Consider the following 15,347-nt stretch of genomic DNA (forward strand, 5'->3'; position numbering starts at 1 on the left):
GCCGCCACCGGCAGCGGGAGCCAAGGACATGAGCATGACATTCGACATCCAGCCCGCATCCAATCCGACATCCGAAAAGGACCGCGTCGCCAAGCTGGTCGACCCCGGCTTCGGGCGGGTCTTCACCGATCACATGGCGATCGTCCGCTACAACCAAGCCAAGGGCGGCTGGTACGACGCGCGGATCGAGGCACGCGCCAATTTCCAGCTCGATCCGGCCGGCGCCGTCCTGCACTACGCCCAGGAAATTTTTGAAGGCCTGAAGGCCTACAAGCGCGACGACGGCGGCGTGAACCTGTTCCGCCCCGACGCCAATGCGCGGCGCTTCAAGGATTCTGCCGATCGCATGGCGATGGCGCAGTTGCCCGAGGACGTCTTCATCGACGCCGTCGAGCAAATCGTGCGCATCGATCGGGCCTGGATGCCGGGCGGCGAGGGCAGTCTTTACCTGCGGCCCTTCATGATCGCGAGCGAGACCTTCCTAGGCGTCAAGCCGTCGTCCGAATATATCTTCGCGGTGATCGCCTCGCCGGTCGGCTCCTATTTCAAGGGCGGCCCCGCGCCGGTCTCGATCTGGGTGTCGGAGAATTACACGCGCGCCGCGGTCGGCGGCACCGGTGCGGTCAAATGCGGCGGCAACTATGCCGCCAGCCTGCGCGCGCAGGCCGAGGCGATCCAGCACGGCTGCGACCAGGTCGTCTTCCTCGACGCGATCGAGCGCCGCTACGTCGAGGAGCTCGGCGGCATGAACGTGTTCTTCGTGTTCGACGACGGCTCGCTCTCGACGCCGCCGCTCGGCACGATCCTGCCCGGCATCACCCGCGATTCCATCATCGCGCTCGCGAGGGATGCCGGCAAGACCGTGCGCGAGGAGCCGTATTCGCTCGACCAGTGGCGCAAGGATGCGGCGAGCGGCAGGCTGAAGGAAGCGTTTGCCTGCGGCACCGCCGCCGTGATCTCGCCGATCGGCAAGGTGCGCTCGGTGAGCGGCGATTTCGACATCAGCGGCGGCGCCGCCGGCCCCGTCGCCATGGGCCTGCGCAAGCAACTCGTCGACATCCAGTACGGCCGCACCAATGATCCCCACAACTGGATCAAAAAAGTGGATTGAGATCTCGTGTCCCGGACGCGGCGCAGCACCACGCCGCCAAGAGGCGGCGCGTTGCGCGGCATCCGGGGAACGCCGGTTGGCTTTCGTGCCATGAACGCCCCGCCACGATCGCGCGACAAAGTCCAAGACCTTGAGTCCCTGGACATCACAGCATCCGGATATCGCGATCATGGCATCCACACTCCCGCAGCCCATGAAATGGGCCGTTCTCGTCGCAGTCACCGGCGTCACCGTGTTCGGCATCCTGACCATCGGCCCCAAGCCGGAGGTCTCGGCGGAAGACCGTTCGCCCATCGTCGACGTGCGCACCACCGATCCCGAGATGAACGCGGCGATCGCGCGCGCCCGTGGCACGCTGCCGACCTTCTGGGCCTCCTACGAGGCGCCGAAGCCGTCGGAAACAGGGCACGCCCTGAAGGTACATTTTACGACCCGCAGAGGCGGCGAGCACATCTGGATCGCCGAGGTGAAGAAGCAGCCGGGCGGGGCCTATTCCGGCTTCTTCGCCAACGAGCCGCGCGATCTGCCGGGCAAACGGGCAGGCGATCCGGTCAAGTTCGGCGAAGCCGACATCTCGGACTGGATGTTCATGCGCAACGGCAAGATCGTCGGTGGCGAAACCATCAAGCCGACGCTGAAGTCGCTGCCGAAGGCGGATGCGGATGCGCTCCGGGCACGGATGGAGCAGCCGTAGGGGATAAGCCGGCAGTTGCCGCATCCGGCGTCGGCTGGTAAACGCCGCGCATGGCCGAGAAACCCAAAAAGCCCCAGAAACTGAAGGCGCGCCTGCCGCGCGGGCTCGAGGATCGCGATCCCGCCGCGATCCGGGCGACGCGCGAGATGGTCGAAAAAATCCGCGCCGTCTACGAGCTCTACGGCTTCGAGCCGGTGGAGACGCCGGCGATGGAATACACCGATGCGCTCGGCAAGTTCCTGCCCGACCAGGACCGTCCGAACGAGGGCGTGTTCTCGTTCCAGGACGACGACGAGCAGTGGATCAGCTTGCGCTACGACCTGACCGCGCCGCTCGCGCGCTATGTCGGCGAGCGCTACGGCACCGACGCCCTGGTCTTGCCCTATCGCAGCTACCGCGTCGGCTACGTCTTCCGCAACGAGAAGCCCGGCCCCGGCCGCTTCCGCCAGTTCATGCAGTTCGACGCCGATACGGTCGGTTCGGCAACGCCGGCGGCGGATGCGGAGATCTGCATGATGGCCGCCGATACGATGGAGGCGCTAGGCATCGCGCGTGGCTCCTATGTCGTGAAGGTGAACAACCGAAAAGTTCTCGACGGCGTTCTCGAAGCCATCGGGCTCGGCGGTGACGAGAACGCAGGCCGCCGACTGACCGTGCTGCGTGCCATCGACAAGCTCGACAAGTTTTCCGCCGACGAAGTGCGCAAGCTGCTCGGCCCCGGCCGGTGGGACGGCGGCGAAGAAGGCAAGGGCGACTTCACTAAGGGCGCCAATTTGAGCGCGGCGGAAGCCGACGTCGTTCTCGCCATCACCAAGCCGCGCGACGATTGGAGAGAGGCCATCGCCGCGGCAGAGACTTACCTTGCCAAGAGCGAAGTCGGTCAGGCCGGCGTGAGCGAGCTGGAAGAGATTGCCAAGCTGGTGACGGCGTCGGGTTATGGTGCGGACCGCATCAAGATCGATCCCTCCGTCGTGCGAGGCCTCGAATACTACACCGGCCCCGTCTATGAGGTCGAACTGCTGCTCGAGACCAAGGACGAGAAGGGCCGTCCCGTGCGCTTCGGTTCGGTCGGCGGTGGCGGCCGCTATGACGGGCTCGTCTCGCGCTTCCGCGGCGAGCCGGTGCCGGCGACCGGTTTCTCGATCGGCGTCTCTCGCTTGCAAGCCGCGCTGACGCTGCTCGGCAAGCTCGACACGCGGCCCGAGTTCGGCCCCGTCGTCGTCACCGTGTTCGACCGCGACCGTGTCGCCGACTATCAGAAGATGGTCGCGTCCTTGCGCACCGCGGGCATTCGCGCCGAGCTCTATCTCGGCAATCCCAAGAACATGGGCAACCAGCTCAAATATGCCGACCGCCGCAACAGCCCCTGCGTCATCATCCAGGGCTCCGACGAAAAAGCGCGCGGCGAGGTGCAGGTCAAGGACCTGATCGAAGGCGCCAAGGCGGCTGCTGCGATCGCCTCCAACCAGGAATGGCGCGAGAGCCGCCCGGCACAGTTCTCTTGCAGCGAAGCCGATCTCGTCGCCAAAGTGCGCGAGGTCCTGGGCCGCCATGACGTAAAGTGGGGATAGCTATTCCGGCAGGCCGTCATGCCCGGGCTTGTCCCGGGCATTTTCGTCCTGTTTGATGCGCACCACCATGACCGACCGGGATGTGCCCGGTCATCGCGAAAGCAGCAGGGAGACAACAATGCCTGAGATCACCGTCAGCATGGCCGAGGGCCGCACCGACGAGCAGAAGGCCGGCATGATGCGCGACATCACCCAGGCGCTGGTGAAAAATCTCGGCGTCGACGCCGACGCCGTTGTCATCCAGATCAACGAAGCCCCGCTCCGCCACAAGATGAAGGGCGGCAAGACGTTTGTAGAGCGCGCGGCGGCGGCGAAGAAATAGCCACTGGCGGCGCGGCATTTTCCGTTGTCGTCCCGGACAAGCGTAAGCGCAGATCCGGGATCCATAACCACAGGGAGTGGTTGTGGAGGCAAGCTGGTAACTCCGAGTCTTCGTCAAACTCAATCCTGTGGTTACGGGTCCCGGATCGGAGCTCGCTACGCTCGCTTGTCCGGGACGACACTGAGCAAGCACCGATGGACGCACGCGACTTCATCACGATCGGCATGAGCGCCGAACGCACGCTGGTGGTGCCGGCGGAGCGCACGGTCGGGCATTTCGTGCCCGGCATGCCCATGGTCTATGCGACGCCGATGATGATCCTCGAGATGGAGATGACGTCGGGCGATGCGATCCGCGCCGCGCTTCAGCCGGGCTGGGTCACCGTCGGCACCGAGGTCGACATTCGTCATCTTGCGGCAGCCTTGGTTGGTGCAACGGTGCGAACCACGGCGAAGGTGATCGTGGTGGAGCGCCGCGTGATCCGCTTCGAGGTCGAGGCGTTCGAGGGCACGCGAAAACTCGGCGAGGGGCGGCACGCGCGCGGGCTCGTCAACGTCGAGATGTTCAACAAGCGGCTGGGGGCGTAGCGGCGGGTTCGAAGCCGTAGGGTGGGCAAAGCGGAGCGTGCCCACCAACTTCATCGCAGTTCAGGAAAGATGGTGGGCACGGCGCGTTGCGCCTTTGCCCACCCTCCGGCACCTCACTACTTCGCCAATTCCTTCGACCGCTGCGTCGCCGCCGCGATCGCGCGGATCATCAGGTCGCGCAGGCCGGGCTCGCCCATCAGCACGCCGAGCGCCGCGGCGGTGGTGCCGCCGGGCGAGGTGACGTTCTGGCGCAGCGTGCTGGAGGCAAGCTCCGACCGGTGCAGCAACTCGCCGGAGCCGGCAACCGTTTCGCGCGCAAGCTTGGTCGCAAGCGCTTCCGGCAATCCCGCCTCGACGCCCGCACGCGCAAGCTCTTCGGCAAGCAGGAACACATAGGCCGGGCCCGAGCCGGAGACGGCGGTGACCGCGTCCATCAGGCCTTCATCCTCCACCCATTCGACCGAGCCGGTGGCACGGAGCAAGGCATCGGCCACCGCGCGTTGCGCGGCGCTGACGCTCTTCGCCGCGACCGCTACGGTGATGCCGCGGCCGATCGCCGCCGGCGTGTTCGGCATCGCCCGCACCACGGCACCGCCGCAGACCTCCTCGAGCGAAGCGATCGTGGTTCCCGCCATGATCGAGACCACGGAGGTCTTATCCGAGACGAACGACTTCAGCTTCGCGCCGGCCTCGCGGAACATCTGCGGCTTCACGGCAACAACCATCGTCTCGACGATGCCGGCGCTCTTCACGTCCGGATTGAGTGCGACGCCCCTGGCCGCAAGCGCGGCGATCTCGGGCGAGATCTGCGGATCGACCACCGCGACGCGACGCGGATCGAGCCCGCCCGCCAGCCATCCGGTCAGCATCGCGCCGCCCATCTTGCCGGCGCCGGCAAGAAGGATGGTGCCGGTGATGTTTTGGAGAGTGCTGTTTGCCATCGCTGCCGCCACAAGCTCGCTGTCGTCCCCGCGAAAGCGGGGACCCATAACCACCAGCGGTCTTAATGGATCGAGGTGTTGGCAACAAGCCGTGTGCCACAAGCGGCATCACGCGGTATGGGTCCCGGATCTGCGCTTCGCTTGTCCGGGACGACGACGGAGCGCGAGGCGAGAGCTACGCCTCTCCGACCGTGTCGAACATCGCGGCGTCCATCGCTTCGCTCGTGGTCTTGCCGGCCCACACCACGAACTGGAACGCGGGGAAGTAACGCTCGCAGGCATGGATGGCGCCGGCGAGCATGGCTTCGCATTGCGCGGTCGAGGCGGTGAGCCCGCCCGGCAGCACCAGCGCCTGACGGTGCATGATCATGCCGCTGCTGGTCCACAGGTCGAAATGACCGACCCACAATTGTTCGTTCACCGCGGCGACGAGCCGTTGCACCTCGCCCCGCCGCGCCACCGGAATCTTCATGTCGAAAGCGCAGGCCAGATGCAGCGCCTCGATCTCGCCCATCCAGGTGAAGGAGATCTGGTAGTCGGTCCATTGTCCCTTGGAGACAATCGTGAGTTCGTCTTCGCCGGAGCGTTCGAACGGCCAGTTGTTGCTGGCAGCGATATCCTCGACCACCGCGAGCGGATGGCTTTTGGAATCGATAGTGCCTTCGAGCAGGGACATGCCGTCTCGACCTCTTGCCTTTTTGTTGTCTTTGATACGCACGCGGTCGGCCCGGCACGCTCCCTAAATGTCGCTGTTGCGATCCCTCCGGATCAGCGCGGGCCTGTCGCGGATCAACTGATGTGATTTGCGGAATCTGCGCAACTGGCTGCCGAGTCCGTCCACAAGCCAGGACTCGTTCGTCCACAGCTCATCTCGGCCACAATTATTAACGAAGAGAACAAACCAGAATCGGATTCCCGAAAGCTGCCGATCGTTAATTCCGCGCCGCGAGGGCCGGACCGCCCTAGCGGCATGGGACCATGCGCTTTTTCATGCGGAACGCGCTTGCTGCGGCCCCGAACCGGCGTCATATTTCCCGACAGGCCGTTCATTCCGGACGGCCGATGTTCTCAGGGCGGGGTGAAAGTCCCCACCGGCGGTAAGGACCGAAAGGCCCAAGCCCGCGAGCGCCTTCCCCAAGGATTTTCCCGAAAGGGACCGAAGGGAAGGGTCAGCAGATTCGGTGCAACTCCGAAGCCGACGGTTAAAGTCCGGATGAAAGAGAACGGTCGGTGGCAGACGCATCGCAGGATGCGGCTGTTTGTCGTTCCGTGTGCCCTGATTCTGGTCCTTAACTGAGGAAAGCCATGAATCAGATGTTGCAAGACCCCGAAGCCGAAACCTCCCAACCCACCCAAACGCCGCCGTCGGTTCCGCAGGGCCCGGCGACCGGGCACCCGCGTTTCGCAAAGCCGCAGCGGGTGGCCTTTGTGCAGGCCTGCTGGCACCGCGACGTGGTCGAGGAAGCCCGCATCGCCTTCGTGAAGGAAGCCGAGGCGCGCCATCTCACCCATGTCGACGTATTCGAGGTGCCGGGCTCGTTCGAGATCCCGCTGCACGCGCAGATCCTCGCCAAGACGCGGCGCTACACCGCGATCGTGGCGGCGGGCCTCGTCGTCGACGGTGGCATCTATCGCCACGAGTTCGTCGCCGACACCGTGATCAAGGCGCTGATGGACGTGCAGCTCCGCACCGAGGTGCCGGTGTTCTCCGCCGTGCTAACGCCGCAGCAATTCCACGAGACCGAGGTGCACTACGATTTCTTCCGCAGGCATTTTGCGATCAAGGGCGTCGAGGTCGCGGCCGCCTGTGCGGAGACGCTGCTCGGCCTGGAGCGCCTGCGCGGCCAGGTCGCGGCGGGAATTGTGTAGCCGTTCGTCGATACGCCGCCGATCGTCAATCCCGCCGCCGTCCCTATGAAGTCGGCGGCGGGAGGAGGCCGCTCCGTGGCGACGAGACGCCTGGTATCCGAGGCTGCGAATTCACCCCCGCAGGATCGCCAGCGCCAGCGCCTGCGCCCGCGGCACGATGCTGTCGAGCTCGAGATATTCCTCCACCGTGTGCGCAAGCCCGCCGACCGGCCCGAGGCCGCAGATGGTCGGCGTGCCGACTGCGGCGGTGAAGCCGGAATCGGCGCAGCCGCCGGAAAACTCGCCCTCCAGCGTGGTGAGGCCGACCTGTCTTGCGGCGGCCTGATAGCTTTCGAACAGCGCCTTCGAGGCCTCGCTCTGCACCACCGGCACGAACTCGCCCTTGATCGATAGCGTCGCACTGGTGCCCGGCACGTAAGGTGTCGCAATGATGGTTTCGATCGCGGCCATGATCCTCGCGGGGTCCGCCGGATCAACATAGCGCAGGTCGATCTGACCCTCGGCATAGGGCGCCGTAGTGTTGACGGACTGCCCGCCCGAGACCAGGCCGACATTGAGCGTGATGCCCTTGTCGAGATCGGTCAGCGCATGGATATGGACGATCTTGTGGGCGAGCTCGCCGATCGCGCTGACGCCGGCGGCGAAATTGGCGCCGGAATGCGCGGCTTTGCCGGTGATGGCAAACTGCATGAAGATGCCGCCCTTACGGCCCGTCACGATATTGCCGGTCGGGCGGCCCGGCTCGGAGTTGAAAACCGCGCGCGCGGCGCGCCCTTCGCGCTCGATCACCGGACGGGAGGAGGGCGAGCCGATCTCCTCGTCCGAGGTGATCAGCAGCTTGATCGGATGCGGATTGCCGCCGAATTTGTGAAAGGCGGTGGCCACGAACATGTTCATCACGACGCCGGACTTCATGTCGGCAACGCCGGGGCCGTAGGCGCGCCCGCCTCGTATCGTGAACGGCCGCCGTCCGGCCTCGCCCTTGCCGAACACGGTGTCGCGATGGCCCATCAACAGCACCGGCTTCTCGTTGCTGCCGGGCTTTGCCACCTCGGCATGGATCGCATCGCCGAAGGTGGCGTGCTCCTCGCGCCGGAACGGAATGCCGTGCTCGGCAAAATGCCGCTCGAACCGCGCCCCGACCGCATCGACTCCGTCCTTGTCATAGGACCCGGAATCGATGTTCACGACGTCGCGCAAGAGATCGATCATCGCCTGCCGCTGCGACGCCAGCCAGTCCGTGATTTGAGCTTCAGACATGTTGACCCTCGTGTGGTTTTCACGCGGGGTTATAGGGCGTTGTGCGAACGCGACCTAGTCGGAGAACGCGGTGCGGCCATGTTCACCGGTGTCGTCCCCGCGAATGCGGGGACCCATACCGCGGAATCTATCGGTTGGAAGCGTTAGACGTACCGAACGACGAGTGTTCGCCAAATTCCACCCTGTGGTTATGGGTCCCCGCGTTCGCGGGGACGACACCGAGGATGGGGCGCCGGTGTTTGTCTTACCGCCAAACAAAAATGCCCGGGACCTAGCCCCGGGCATTCGCATCTCTCAAATTCGTTGGAGCCGCCTTACGCCCCCACCATCGGCATCCGCGGGTACTCACCCGGCGTTCCCGCCGGCGGGATCGGGATGCCGCCGTCGGAATATTCGTTGAGCTTGTTGCGCAGCGTGCGGATCGAGATTCCCAGGATGTTGGCGGCGTGGGTCCGGTTGCCGAGGCAGTGTTTCAGCGTCTCCAGGATCAGGTCGCGCTCGACATCGGCGACGGTGCGTCCCACCAGCGCCCGCGTCACCTGCTCGGCGGCCATGGTGGCATGCGCCACGGCCGGCGGCGTCTTGGCGAGGTCGAGGCGGTCGCCGTCCGGCGTGAGGATCGCGTCGGGGCCGATCTCGTCGCCCTGCGCCATCAGCACCGAGCGGTGCATGGTGTTCTCGAGCTCGCGAACGTTGCCCTGCCAGCGGTTGGTCGAGAGCACGCGGCGCGCGTCCGCCGAGATCGGGCGCATCGGCACGCCATTGGCTTCGGCATATTTCTTCACGAAGTGCTGTGCGAGCTCGAGGATGTCGAGCGGACGCTCCCGCAGCGGCGGGATCTTCAGGTTCACGACGTTGAGGCGGAACAGCAGGTCCTCGCGGAACGTGCCTTCGCGCACGGCGTCCGCCAGGTTGCGGTTCGAGGTCGCGATGATGCGGATGTCCACCGGCACGGGCTTGGTGCCGCCGACGCGGTCGATCACGCGCTCCTGGATGGCGCGCAGCAGCTTGGATTGCAGGCGGACGTCCATCTCGGAGATTTCGTCGAGCAGCAGCGTGCCGCCGGTCGCCTCCTCGAACTTGCCGATGCGGCGGGCGATCGCGCCGGTGAAGGCGCCCTTCTCGTGGCCGAACAGCTCGGATTCGAGGAGATGCTCGGGGATCGCGGCGCAGTTGATCGAGATGAAGGGACGCTTGGCACGCGCCGAGCGGGTGTGGACGTAGCGGGCCAGCACCTCTTTGCCGGTGCCGGATTCACCGGTGATCATCACCGAGGCATCGGATCCTGCGATCTGCTGGGCGAGCTTGACGACCTTCGCCATCGCTTCGTCGCGATAGATCAGCTCGCGGGAATCGTTGGCGACGGCGGCGAGCACCGCGGCGATCAGTTCCGGATCCGGCGGCAGCGGGATGTATTCCTTGGCGCCGGCGTGGATCGCGGCGACCGCGGCGCGGGCGTCGTTGGTGATGCCGCAGGCGACGATCGGGGCGTGGATGTGCTCGGCCTCGAGCCGCATTACGAGGTCGCGGATGTCGAGGGCGACGTCGACCAGCAGGAGGTCGGCGCCCTTGCCGCCGCGCAGCACCCGCATCGCCTGCTCGAGATCCTCGGCATGGGTCACGGTGGCGCCGTTCTCCATCGCGATCTTGGTGGCGGTGGTGAGCTGGCCTTTCAATGTGCCAACGATGAGAAGCCGCATGTCAGTCTCCTGTCCGTCTGGTCGCGCTGCCGCGCGTCATTCCCTGTCTTCGCTTTACGCGCGTTCGGTCTTGATGATTTCGGTCATGGTCACGCCGAGCTTGTCCTCGACCAGGACGACCTCGCCGCGCGCGACCAGCTTGTTGTTGACGTAGATGTCGATGGCCTCGCCGACGCGTCGGTCGAGCTCGAGCACGGTGCCGGGTCCGAGCTTCAACAGCTCGCTGACGTCCATCTTGGAGCGGCCGAGCACGGCCGAGACCTGCACCGGCACGTCGAACACGGCCTCTAGGTCGGCGGCGGCGCGGGCCGCATATTCGTCCTCGGTGTAGCCGACATCGGTGCCGGCAGGCGGCATCGGGCCGTTGAGATCGGGCAGCGGGACCTGTCCGTCGGTGTCGCTCATGGCTTAGCTCCCCCTGCGGGACGCGACGTAGCGTCCGACCATTTCGTCGATCTTGGCCGCGATGGCGCCGCGCTCCAGCACGACGCCGCCATCGGCCCATTCGATCCGGCAGTCGCCGGTGGCGATGTCAGGCTCGGCGAGGATCACCAGCCGGCCCTCGAAGCCGCTCTGCTTGGCGAGCCGCTCGATCTTCTCGCGCGCGCTGTCGTACAGCGCGTCGTTGATGCGGACGACGAGATGCGGCGTCGCCACCAGATGCGAGAAGCAGTCTTTGACCAGCGCGACGATCTCGCCGAGCGGCTCGGCGGCGACCAGGTCGGCGCACAGCTTGCGCGCCACCGCGACGGCGACGTCGACCGCCTCGGTCTCCATCTTGGTTTCGATGTTGCCGATGCCGGAGGCAATGCCCCGGATGCCGATATTGATCTCTTCCATCGCGAGCGCGACGCGGCGGTCGCTCTCGGCCTTGGCTTCGCGCTGGCCGGCGGCAAAGCCGTCCTGATAGGCGCGCGCTTCGGCTTCCGCGACCTTCTGGGCGATCTCGGCCGCGGTCGCAGCCTTCTCGCGCGGCGACCGCTCGGGCGCCGCGAAGTCGGTGTCGAACAGGAATTTGGCCGGAGCGCCCATCAATACACCAGCTCGTCGTCGGCGCGGTTCTTGGTCAGCATGATCTCGCCCTTGGCGGCGAGGTCCTTGGCGAGGTTGACCAGCAGTGCCTGGGCCTCGTCGACGTCGCGCAGACGCACCGGGCCCATCGCCGCCATGTCGTCCTGGAGCATTTTTGCCGCGCGCGAGGACATGTTGCCGAAGAAGAAGTTGCGGACGTCCTCGTTGGCGCTCTTGAGCGCGACGCCGAGCTTGTCCTTGTCGACGTTGCGCATCAACGTCTGGGCCGAGCCGGAATCCAGCTTCACGAGGTCGTCGAAGGTGAACATCAGCGCCTTGATGCGCTCGGCCGATTCGCGGTTGTCCTCTTCCAGCGAGGTGATGAAGCGGGTTTCGGTCTGGCGGTCGAAATTGTTGAAGATTTCCGCCATCACCTCGTGGGCGTCACGGCGGCGGGTCTGCGACAAATTGGACATGAACTCGGTGCGCAGGGTCTTCTCCACGCTCTCGATCACCTCCTTCTGCACCGCCTCCATCTTCAGCATGCGGTTGACGACGTCGAGCGCGAGGTCCTCGGGGAAGATGCCGAGCACGCGCGCGGCGTGTTCCGGCTTCAGCTTCGACAGCACCACCGCGATGGTCTGCGGGTATTCGTTCTTGAGGTAGTTGGCGAGCACCTCTTCCTGCACGTTGGAGAGCTTCTCCCACATGTTGCGGCCGGCGGGGCCGCGGATCTCGTCCATGATGCCGTTGACGCGCTCCGGCGGCAGATATTGCTGCAGCAGCCGCTCGGTGGCGTCGAAATTGCCCATCAGCGCGCCCGAGGCCGACATGCGCGAGACGAATTCGAGCAGCATGTCCTCGACCGTGTCGACCTCGACGGTGCCGAGCGTCGACATTTCCAGCGAGAGCTGGCGCACCTCGTCGTCGTCGAGCAGTCCCCAGATCTTGCCGCCATATTGCTCGCCGAGCGCGAGCATCAGGATCGCGGCGCGCTTCGGTCCGGTCAGCTGCTCGGCCGGCTTGCCGTCCTTGGCCCGGGTGTTGGCACGCTGACCGAGCGTGGAGATCACGCTGGTGATGTCGTTGCTGTTGGCGTTTTGCAATGCGGCGGCCATGTCAGTCCTCGTCTCGTCTTACTTTGCGGACTCGCTCAGCCATTGGCGGACAATGGCGACGGTCTCGTTGGGGTTGCGCTCGGCGAGCTCGCCGACGCGATGAACGGATTGGGCGTGGACCTGACCCTGCACGGTGGCGACGTCGATCGCGCTCGCGGCGCCGCTCGGCAGCAGCGGCTGGGACGGCGCCTCTTCCGAGGCGGCCGGGCCGGTGAGGACGCCGGAGATGGCGGCGGCGACCTCGTCGGAAGCGAGGATGCGCCGGACCAGCGGACGGATCACCAGGAACAGCACGACGAGGCCCAGCAGCATCATCATGCCGAGCTCGACGAAGTACATGACGTCGTCCTTGGTGAACTGGAGCATGCCGAGGAACCCCGAGGGCTCGCCGATCGCGGCGGTGGAGGGCGCGTCGGCAAAGCGCAGGTTGACGACTTCGACCTGGTCGCCGCGCTTCTGGTCGAAGCCGATCGCCGAACGCACCAGCGCGGAGATGCGGTCGAGCTGCTCCTTGGTGCGGTCCTGATAGCCGAGCTCGCCCTTTTCGTTCTTGGAATAGATGCCGTCGACCAGCACCGCGACCGAGATGCGGTTGACCCGGCCGGCTTCGGTCACCTCGGTCTTGGTGGTGCGGGAGATCTCGTAATTGTTGGTCTCTTCGGTCTTCTTGCTCTGGTCCTTCGCCGCCGGGCCGCTGTTCTGCTGGTTGCCGGGCAGCTCGTTGTTGACGGTGACCTGGCCGTTGTTGTCGGCGGTCATGCTCTGCTCTTCGCGGGTCTGGCTCGAGCGCAGCACCCGGCCCTCGGGATCAAACTTGTCCGAGGTCTGGGTGATCTTGTTGAAGTCGAAATCGGCCGAGAGCTGCACGCGGGCGCGGCCCGAGCCGACCACCGAGGAGACGATGTCCTCGACCTGCTTGCGCATCCGCTTCTCGAAGGCGATGCGGCGCTCGTCGCCGACCGCCTGCTCCGGATCGGTCGCGGCGCCGTCGGCGAGAAGCTGGCCGGCTTCGTCGACGATCGAGACCCGCTGCGGCTTCAGCCCGTTGACGGCGGACGCGACCAGATGGCGGATGGCGCGGATCTGCTGGGCCTCGAGCGCGCCGCGGACCCGCACCACGATCGAGGCCGACGGCTGCGGCGCCTCGCGCGAGAACAGCGGGCGCTCGGGCAGCACGAGATGGACGCGGGCGGCCTGGATGCGGTCGATGGCGCGGATGGTGCGGGCGAGCTCGCCTTCGAGGGCGCGCAGATGGTTGATGTTCTGGACGAAGGAGGTGGTGCCGAGCGCGTCCGACTTGTCGAACACCTCGTAGCCGACGCCGCCGCCCTTGGGCAGGCCGCCCTCGGCGAGCTTCATCCGCAGGCGGGTGACCTTGTCCTTGGGCACCATGATGATGCTGCCCTCATTGCGGATCTCGAACTGGATGCCCTGGCGCTCCAGGTCCTTGATGATGCCCGAGGAATCTTCGACCGAGAGATCGGTGAACAGCGTCGTCATCTGCGGCGTGGTGACGCGCATGATGACGAACGCGAAAAAGCCGATGAGCGCGGCGGTGACCGCGATCATCGCCCCGAACCGGGCAGCGCCGATACTTTTCAGAAAGTCCGCAAGACCTTGCAAGCAACCGCCCCAACAGATTCGGCCGCGTTCACGGGAACGGCCGACTGGGCAATTATTGCCTAGGTGATGGTTTCGATATGGTTAACGAAGGTTAAGAGCTGGGACAAAAGTCGCGCCAAAAGCAGACATGAGAAAAATCGGCCTCGCAGGGCGAGGCCGATTTTCGTCAAAAGCCGCAGATTTCCGGATTGCCTACTGGCGATACTGTTGGATACGCGTGGTGCGAAGACCCGCCAGACCATGCTGGTCGATGGAAAACTGCCAGGAGAGGAATTCGTCGACCGTCAGGGTGTAACGGCTGCAGGCCTCCTCGAGGGAGAGAAGTCCGCCACGCACGGCGGCGACGACCTCGGCCTTGCGGCGGATGACCCAGCGTTTGGTGCCGGGTGCAGGCAGATCAGCGATCGTCAGCGGACTGCCGTCCGGCCCGATGACGTATTTTACCCTCGGGCGATGGGGTTCTGTCATGGCGTACTCACAAACTCTCAACCACTGAACTCACGCCATGACCCTACGCGCGGCGGCTTAAAAATCCGCTAAGCCTAAGGCTTCAATACAATTCTCGTTGAAAATGGCTGGAACGCGGGCGTCTCGGCCGGCGGGACGATGGCATCCGGGCCGGTCGAGGGGGACTTCGTAAAGACTTTGCTAACGAATGGAGCGAGTAAGCGGGCTCGATTGTCATCCCGGGGCGCGCGGAGCGCGAGCCCGGGATCCATAACCCCAGGGAGGAGTTTGGCGAAAATTCGGGGTTACGACCTCACGCGAAAACGACTTCCTGTGGTCATGGATCCCCGCTTTCGCGGGGATGACACTGAATATGTGGCTCGTGCCCGAGCTTAATTGCTGCTGGTGGCGATGATGCTCTTGACCTGGCTCAGCGTGTAGCTGGCGCCGTCGATGGTGAGCAGCGGCGGCGACTGGGTCAGGTCGACCGACGACACCACGCCCTGCACCTGGGCGGCGATGCCGACATTGTTGTTCGCGACGTCCTTGCCGGTGGCCGAGATCGTATACTTGCCGTCGGGCCATTGCGTGCCGTCATTGCCCATGCCGTTCCAGGTGAAGGGAATGTCGGCGCCGGCGGCGGCGGTATACTTGCCGGTGAACACGGTCTGGCCGCTGGCATTGGCGATGGTGATGTCGACGGTCGAGTCGGAGGGCACGTTGAGATGCCAGGTCGCCGACGACTTCGTCATGCTCGCGGTCGAGCCGTCGACCAGGGCGGTCTTGCCGACGAAGCCGAGCGCCTGGGTCGCCTGCGTGGTCTGCTGCAGCGTGACGAGCTGGGCCAGCGCATCGTTGGTCTTGAGCTGCTGCTCGACGCCGGCGAACTGCACCAGCTGCTGGGTGAACTGGTTGGTGTCGAGCGGATCGAGCGGGTTCTGGTTCTGCAGCTGCGTCGTCAGCAGCGTCAGGAAGGTCTGGAAATTGCCCGCAAGCGTCGAGCCCGTGCTCGACGTGGAGGATTTCGGCAGGTCGGTCGTGCCGGAGACGACGGACGGGGCGGTGGCGGCATTCGTGGTGGCCATGTTCGAAT

16 protein-coding genes and 1 riboswitch are annotated in these 15,347 nt (G+C 65.4%); of the genes, 6 read left to right on the plus strand and 10 right to left on the minus strand.

What is annotated here, in order from left to right; translation table 11 throughout:
• Positions 1–28: 28 nt before the first annotated feature.
• From QSV46_RS03880 to QSV46_RS03900, 5 genes are all read left to right on the plus strand, one after another.
• Complete coding sequence (locus QSV46_RS03880; protein WP_314946533.1) at positions 29–1,111, plus strand: branched-chain amino acid aminotransferase; 1,083 nt, start codon at positions 29–31, stop codon at positions 1,109–1,111.
• Positions 1,112–1,280: 169 nt separating this feature from the next.
• Positions 1,281–1,805: a YegJ family protein gene (locus QSV46_RS03885; protein ID WP_314946534.1), complete on the plus strand. Its 525-nt coding sequence runs from the start codon at positions 1,281–1,283 to the stop codon at positions 1,803–1,805.
• Positions 1,806–1,855: 50 nt separating this feature from the next.
• Entirely contained in the window at positions 1,856–3,376 is a 1,521-nt protein-coding gene (gene hisS / locus QSV46_RS03890) for a histidine--tRNA ligase (protein ID WP_314946535.1), read from the plus strand.
• A 67-nt stretch (positions 3,377–3,443) separates the two neighbouring features.
• Positions 3,444–3,698, plus strand: a complete 255-nt coding sequence (locus QSV46_RS03895) for a tautomerase family protein (RefSeq protein ID WP_314947865.1) — start codon at positions 3,444–3,446, stop codon at positions 3,696–3,698.
• Between the two features lie 194 nt (positions 3,699–3,892).
• Positions 3,893–4,285, plus strand: coding sequence for a thioesterase family protein (locus QSV46_RS03900; protein WP_314946536.1), 393 nt, complete (start codon positions 3,893–3,895; stop codon positions 4,283–4,285).
• A gap of 116 nt (positions 4,286–4,401) precedes the next feature.
• On the opposite strand, the gene proC is transcribed toward QSV46_RS03900, so the two are convergent.
• Both proC and QSV46_RS03910 read right to left on the minus strand, forming a co-directional pair.
• Complete coding sequence (gene proC / locus QSV46_RS03905) at positions 4,402–5,226, minus strand: pyrroline-5-carboxylate reductase (protein WP_314946537.1); 825 nt, start codon at positions 5,224–5,226, stop codon at positions 4,402–4,404.
• Positions 5,227–5,401: 175 nt separating this feature from the next.
• The gene (locus tag QSV46_RS03910; RefSeq protein WP_314946538.1) at positions 5,402–5,902 is read right to left on the minus strand and encodes a YbjN domain-containing protein; all 501 of its coding nucleotides are present in this window, start codon (positions 5,900–5,902) and stop codon (positions 5,402–5,404) included.
• A gap of 384 nt (positions 5,903–6,286) precedes the next feature.
• Positions 6,287–6,455, plus strand: a riboswitch (FMN riboswitch).
• A 76-nt stretch (positions 6,456–6,531) separates the two neighbouring features.
• On the opposite strand from QSV46_RS03910, the gene QSV46_RS03915 reads away from it, so the two are divergent.
• On the plus strand, positions 6,532–7,095 hold the full coding sequence (locus tag QSV46_RS03915) for a 6,7-dimethyl-8-ribityllumazine synthase (RefSeq protein ID WP_314946539.1): 564 nt from the start codon (positions 6,532–6,534) through the stop codon (positions 7,093–7,095).
• Between the two features lie 111 nt (positions 7,096–7,206).
• Here QSV46_RS03915 and QSV46_RS03920 read toward each other — a convergent pair whose 3' ends face one another.
• From QSV46_RS03920 to QSV46_RS03955, 8 genes are all read right to left on the minus strand, one after another.
• Positions 7,207–8,355 (minus strand): M20 family metallopeptidase, encoded by a 1,149-nt coding sequence (locus QSV46_RS03920; RefSeq protein ID WP_314946540.1) that lies wholly within the window; start codon positions 8,353–8,355, stop codon positions 7,207–7,209.
• Between the two features lie 314 nt (positions 8,356–8,669).
• Positions 8,670–10,055: a sigma-54 dependent transcriptional regulator gene (locus QSV46_RS03925; RefSeq protein WP_314946541.1), complete on the minus strand. Its 1,386-nt coding sequence runs from the start codon at positions 10,053–10,055 to the stop codon at positions 8,670–8,672.
• Between the two features lie 54 nt (positions 10,056–10,109).
• On the minus strand, positions 10,110–10,460 hold the full coding sequence (gene fliN, locus QSV46_RS03930) for a flagellar motor switch protein FliN (RefSeq protein WP_270162588.1): 351 nt from the start codon (positions 10,458–10,460) through the stop codon (positions 10,110–10,112).
• A 3-nt stretch (positions 10,461–10,463) separates the two neighbouring features.
• The gene (locus tag QSV46_RS03935) at positions 10,464–11,087 is read right to left on the minus strand and encodes a FliH/SctL family protein (RefSeq protein WP_314946542.1); all 624 of its coding nucleotides are present in this window, start codon (positions 11,085–11,087) and stop codon (positions 10,464–10,466) included.
• The gene (fliG, locus tag QSV46_RS03940) at positions 11,087–12,184 is read right to left on the minus strand and encodes a flagellar motor switch protein FliG (protein ID WP_314946543.1); all 1,098 of its coding nucleotides are present in this window, start codon (positions 12,182–12,184) and stop codon (positions 11,087–11,089) included. Before fliG ends, QSV46_RS03935 begins: the two co-directional genes overlap by 1 nt.
• 18 nt (positions 12,185–12,202) lie before the next feature.
• On the minus strand, positions 12,203–13,807 hold the full coding sequence (fliF, locus tag QSV46_RS03945; RefSeq protein ID WP_314946544.1) for a flagellar basal-body MS-ring/collar protein FliF: 1,605 nt from the start codon (positions 13,805–13,807) through the stop codon (positions 12,203–12,205).
• 192 nt (positions 13,808–13,999) lie between these two features.
• On the minus strand, positions 14,000–14,275 hold the full coding sequence (locus QSV46_RS03950; RefSeq protein WP_002714638.1) for a DUF1153 domain-containing protein: 276 nt from the start codon (positions 14,273–14,275) through the stop codon (positions 14,000–14,002).
• Between the two features lie 371 nt (positions 14,276–14,646).
• A complete protein-coding gene (locus QSV46_RS03955; RefSeq protein WP_314946725.1) occupies positions 14,647–15,339 on the minus strand; it encodes a flagellar hook assembly protein FlgD in 693 nt (230 codons plus the stop codon).
• Positions 15,340–15,347 lie beyond the last annotated feature (8 nt).

It is taken from the genome of Bradyrhizobium cosmicum (assembly GCF_032290525.1).
GTDB classification, from domain to species: domain Bacteria; phylum Pseudomonadota; class Alphaproteobacteria; order Rhizobiales; family Xanthobacteraceae; genus Bradyrhizobium; species Bradyrhizobium cosmicum_A.

Coding starts and splice junctions, on each gene's coding strand:
- QSV46_RS03885 (WP_314946534.1), top strand. CDS start 1,281: ATGGCATCCACACTCCCGCAGCCCATGAAATGGGCCGTTCTCGTCGCA.
- QSV46_RS03910 (WP_314946538.1), bottom strand. CDS start 5,902: ATGTCCCTGCTCGAAGGCACTATCGATTCCAAAAGCCATCCGCTCGCG.
- fliN (WP_270162588.1), bottom strand. CDS start 10,460: ATGAGCGACACCGACGGACAGGTCCCGCTGCCCGATCTCAACGGCCCG.
- QSV46_RS03920 (WP_314946540.1), bottom strand. CDS start 8,355: ATGTCTGAAGCTCAAATCACGGACTGGCTGGCGTCGCAGCGGCAGGCG.
- QSV46_RS03915 (WP_314946539.1), top strand. CDS start 6,532: ATGAATCAGATGTTGCAAGACCCCGAAGCCGAAACCTCCCAACCCACC.
- hisS (WP_314946535.1), top strand. CDS start 1,856: ATGGCCGAGAAACCCAAAAAGCCCCAGAAACTGAAGGCGCGCCTGCCG.
- QSV46_RS03935 (WP_314946542.1), bottom strand. CDS start 11,087: ATGGGCGCTCCGGCCAAATTCCTGTTCGACACCGACTTCGCGGCGCCC.
- QSV46_RS03900 (WP_314946536.1), top strand. CDS start 3,893: ATGGACGCACGCGACTTCATCACGATCGGCATGAGCGCCGAACGCACG.
- QSV46_RS03925 (WP_314946541.1), bottom strand. CDS start 10,055: ATGCGGCTTCTCATCGTTGGCACATTGAAAGGCCAGCTCACCACCGCC.
- fliG (WP_314946543.1), bottom strand. CDS start 12,184: ATGGCCGCCGCATTGCAAAACGCCAACAGCAACGACATCACCAGCGTG.
- QSV46_RS03950 (WP_002714638.1), bottom strand. CDS start 14,275: ATGACAGAACCCCATCGCCCGAGGGTAAAATACGTCATCGGGCCGGAC.
- QSV46_RS03895 (WP_314947865.1), top strand. CDS start 3,444: ATGACCGACCGGGATGTGCCCGGTCATCGCGAAAGCAGCAGGGAGACA.
- QSV46_RS03880 (WP_314946533.1), top strand. CDS start 29: ATGAGCATGACATTCGACATCCAGCCCGCATCCAATCCGACATCCGAA.
- QSV46_RS03955 (WP_314946725.1), bottom strand. CDS start 15,339: ATGGCCACCACGAATGCCGCCACCGCCCCGTCCGTCGTCTCCGGCACG.
- proC (WP_314946537.1), bottom strand. CDS start 5,226: ATGGCAAACAGCACTCTCCAAAACATCACCGGCACCATCCTTCTTGCC.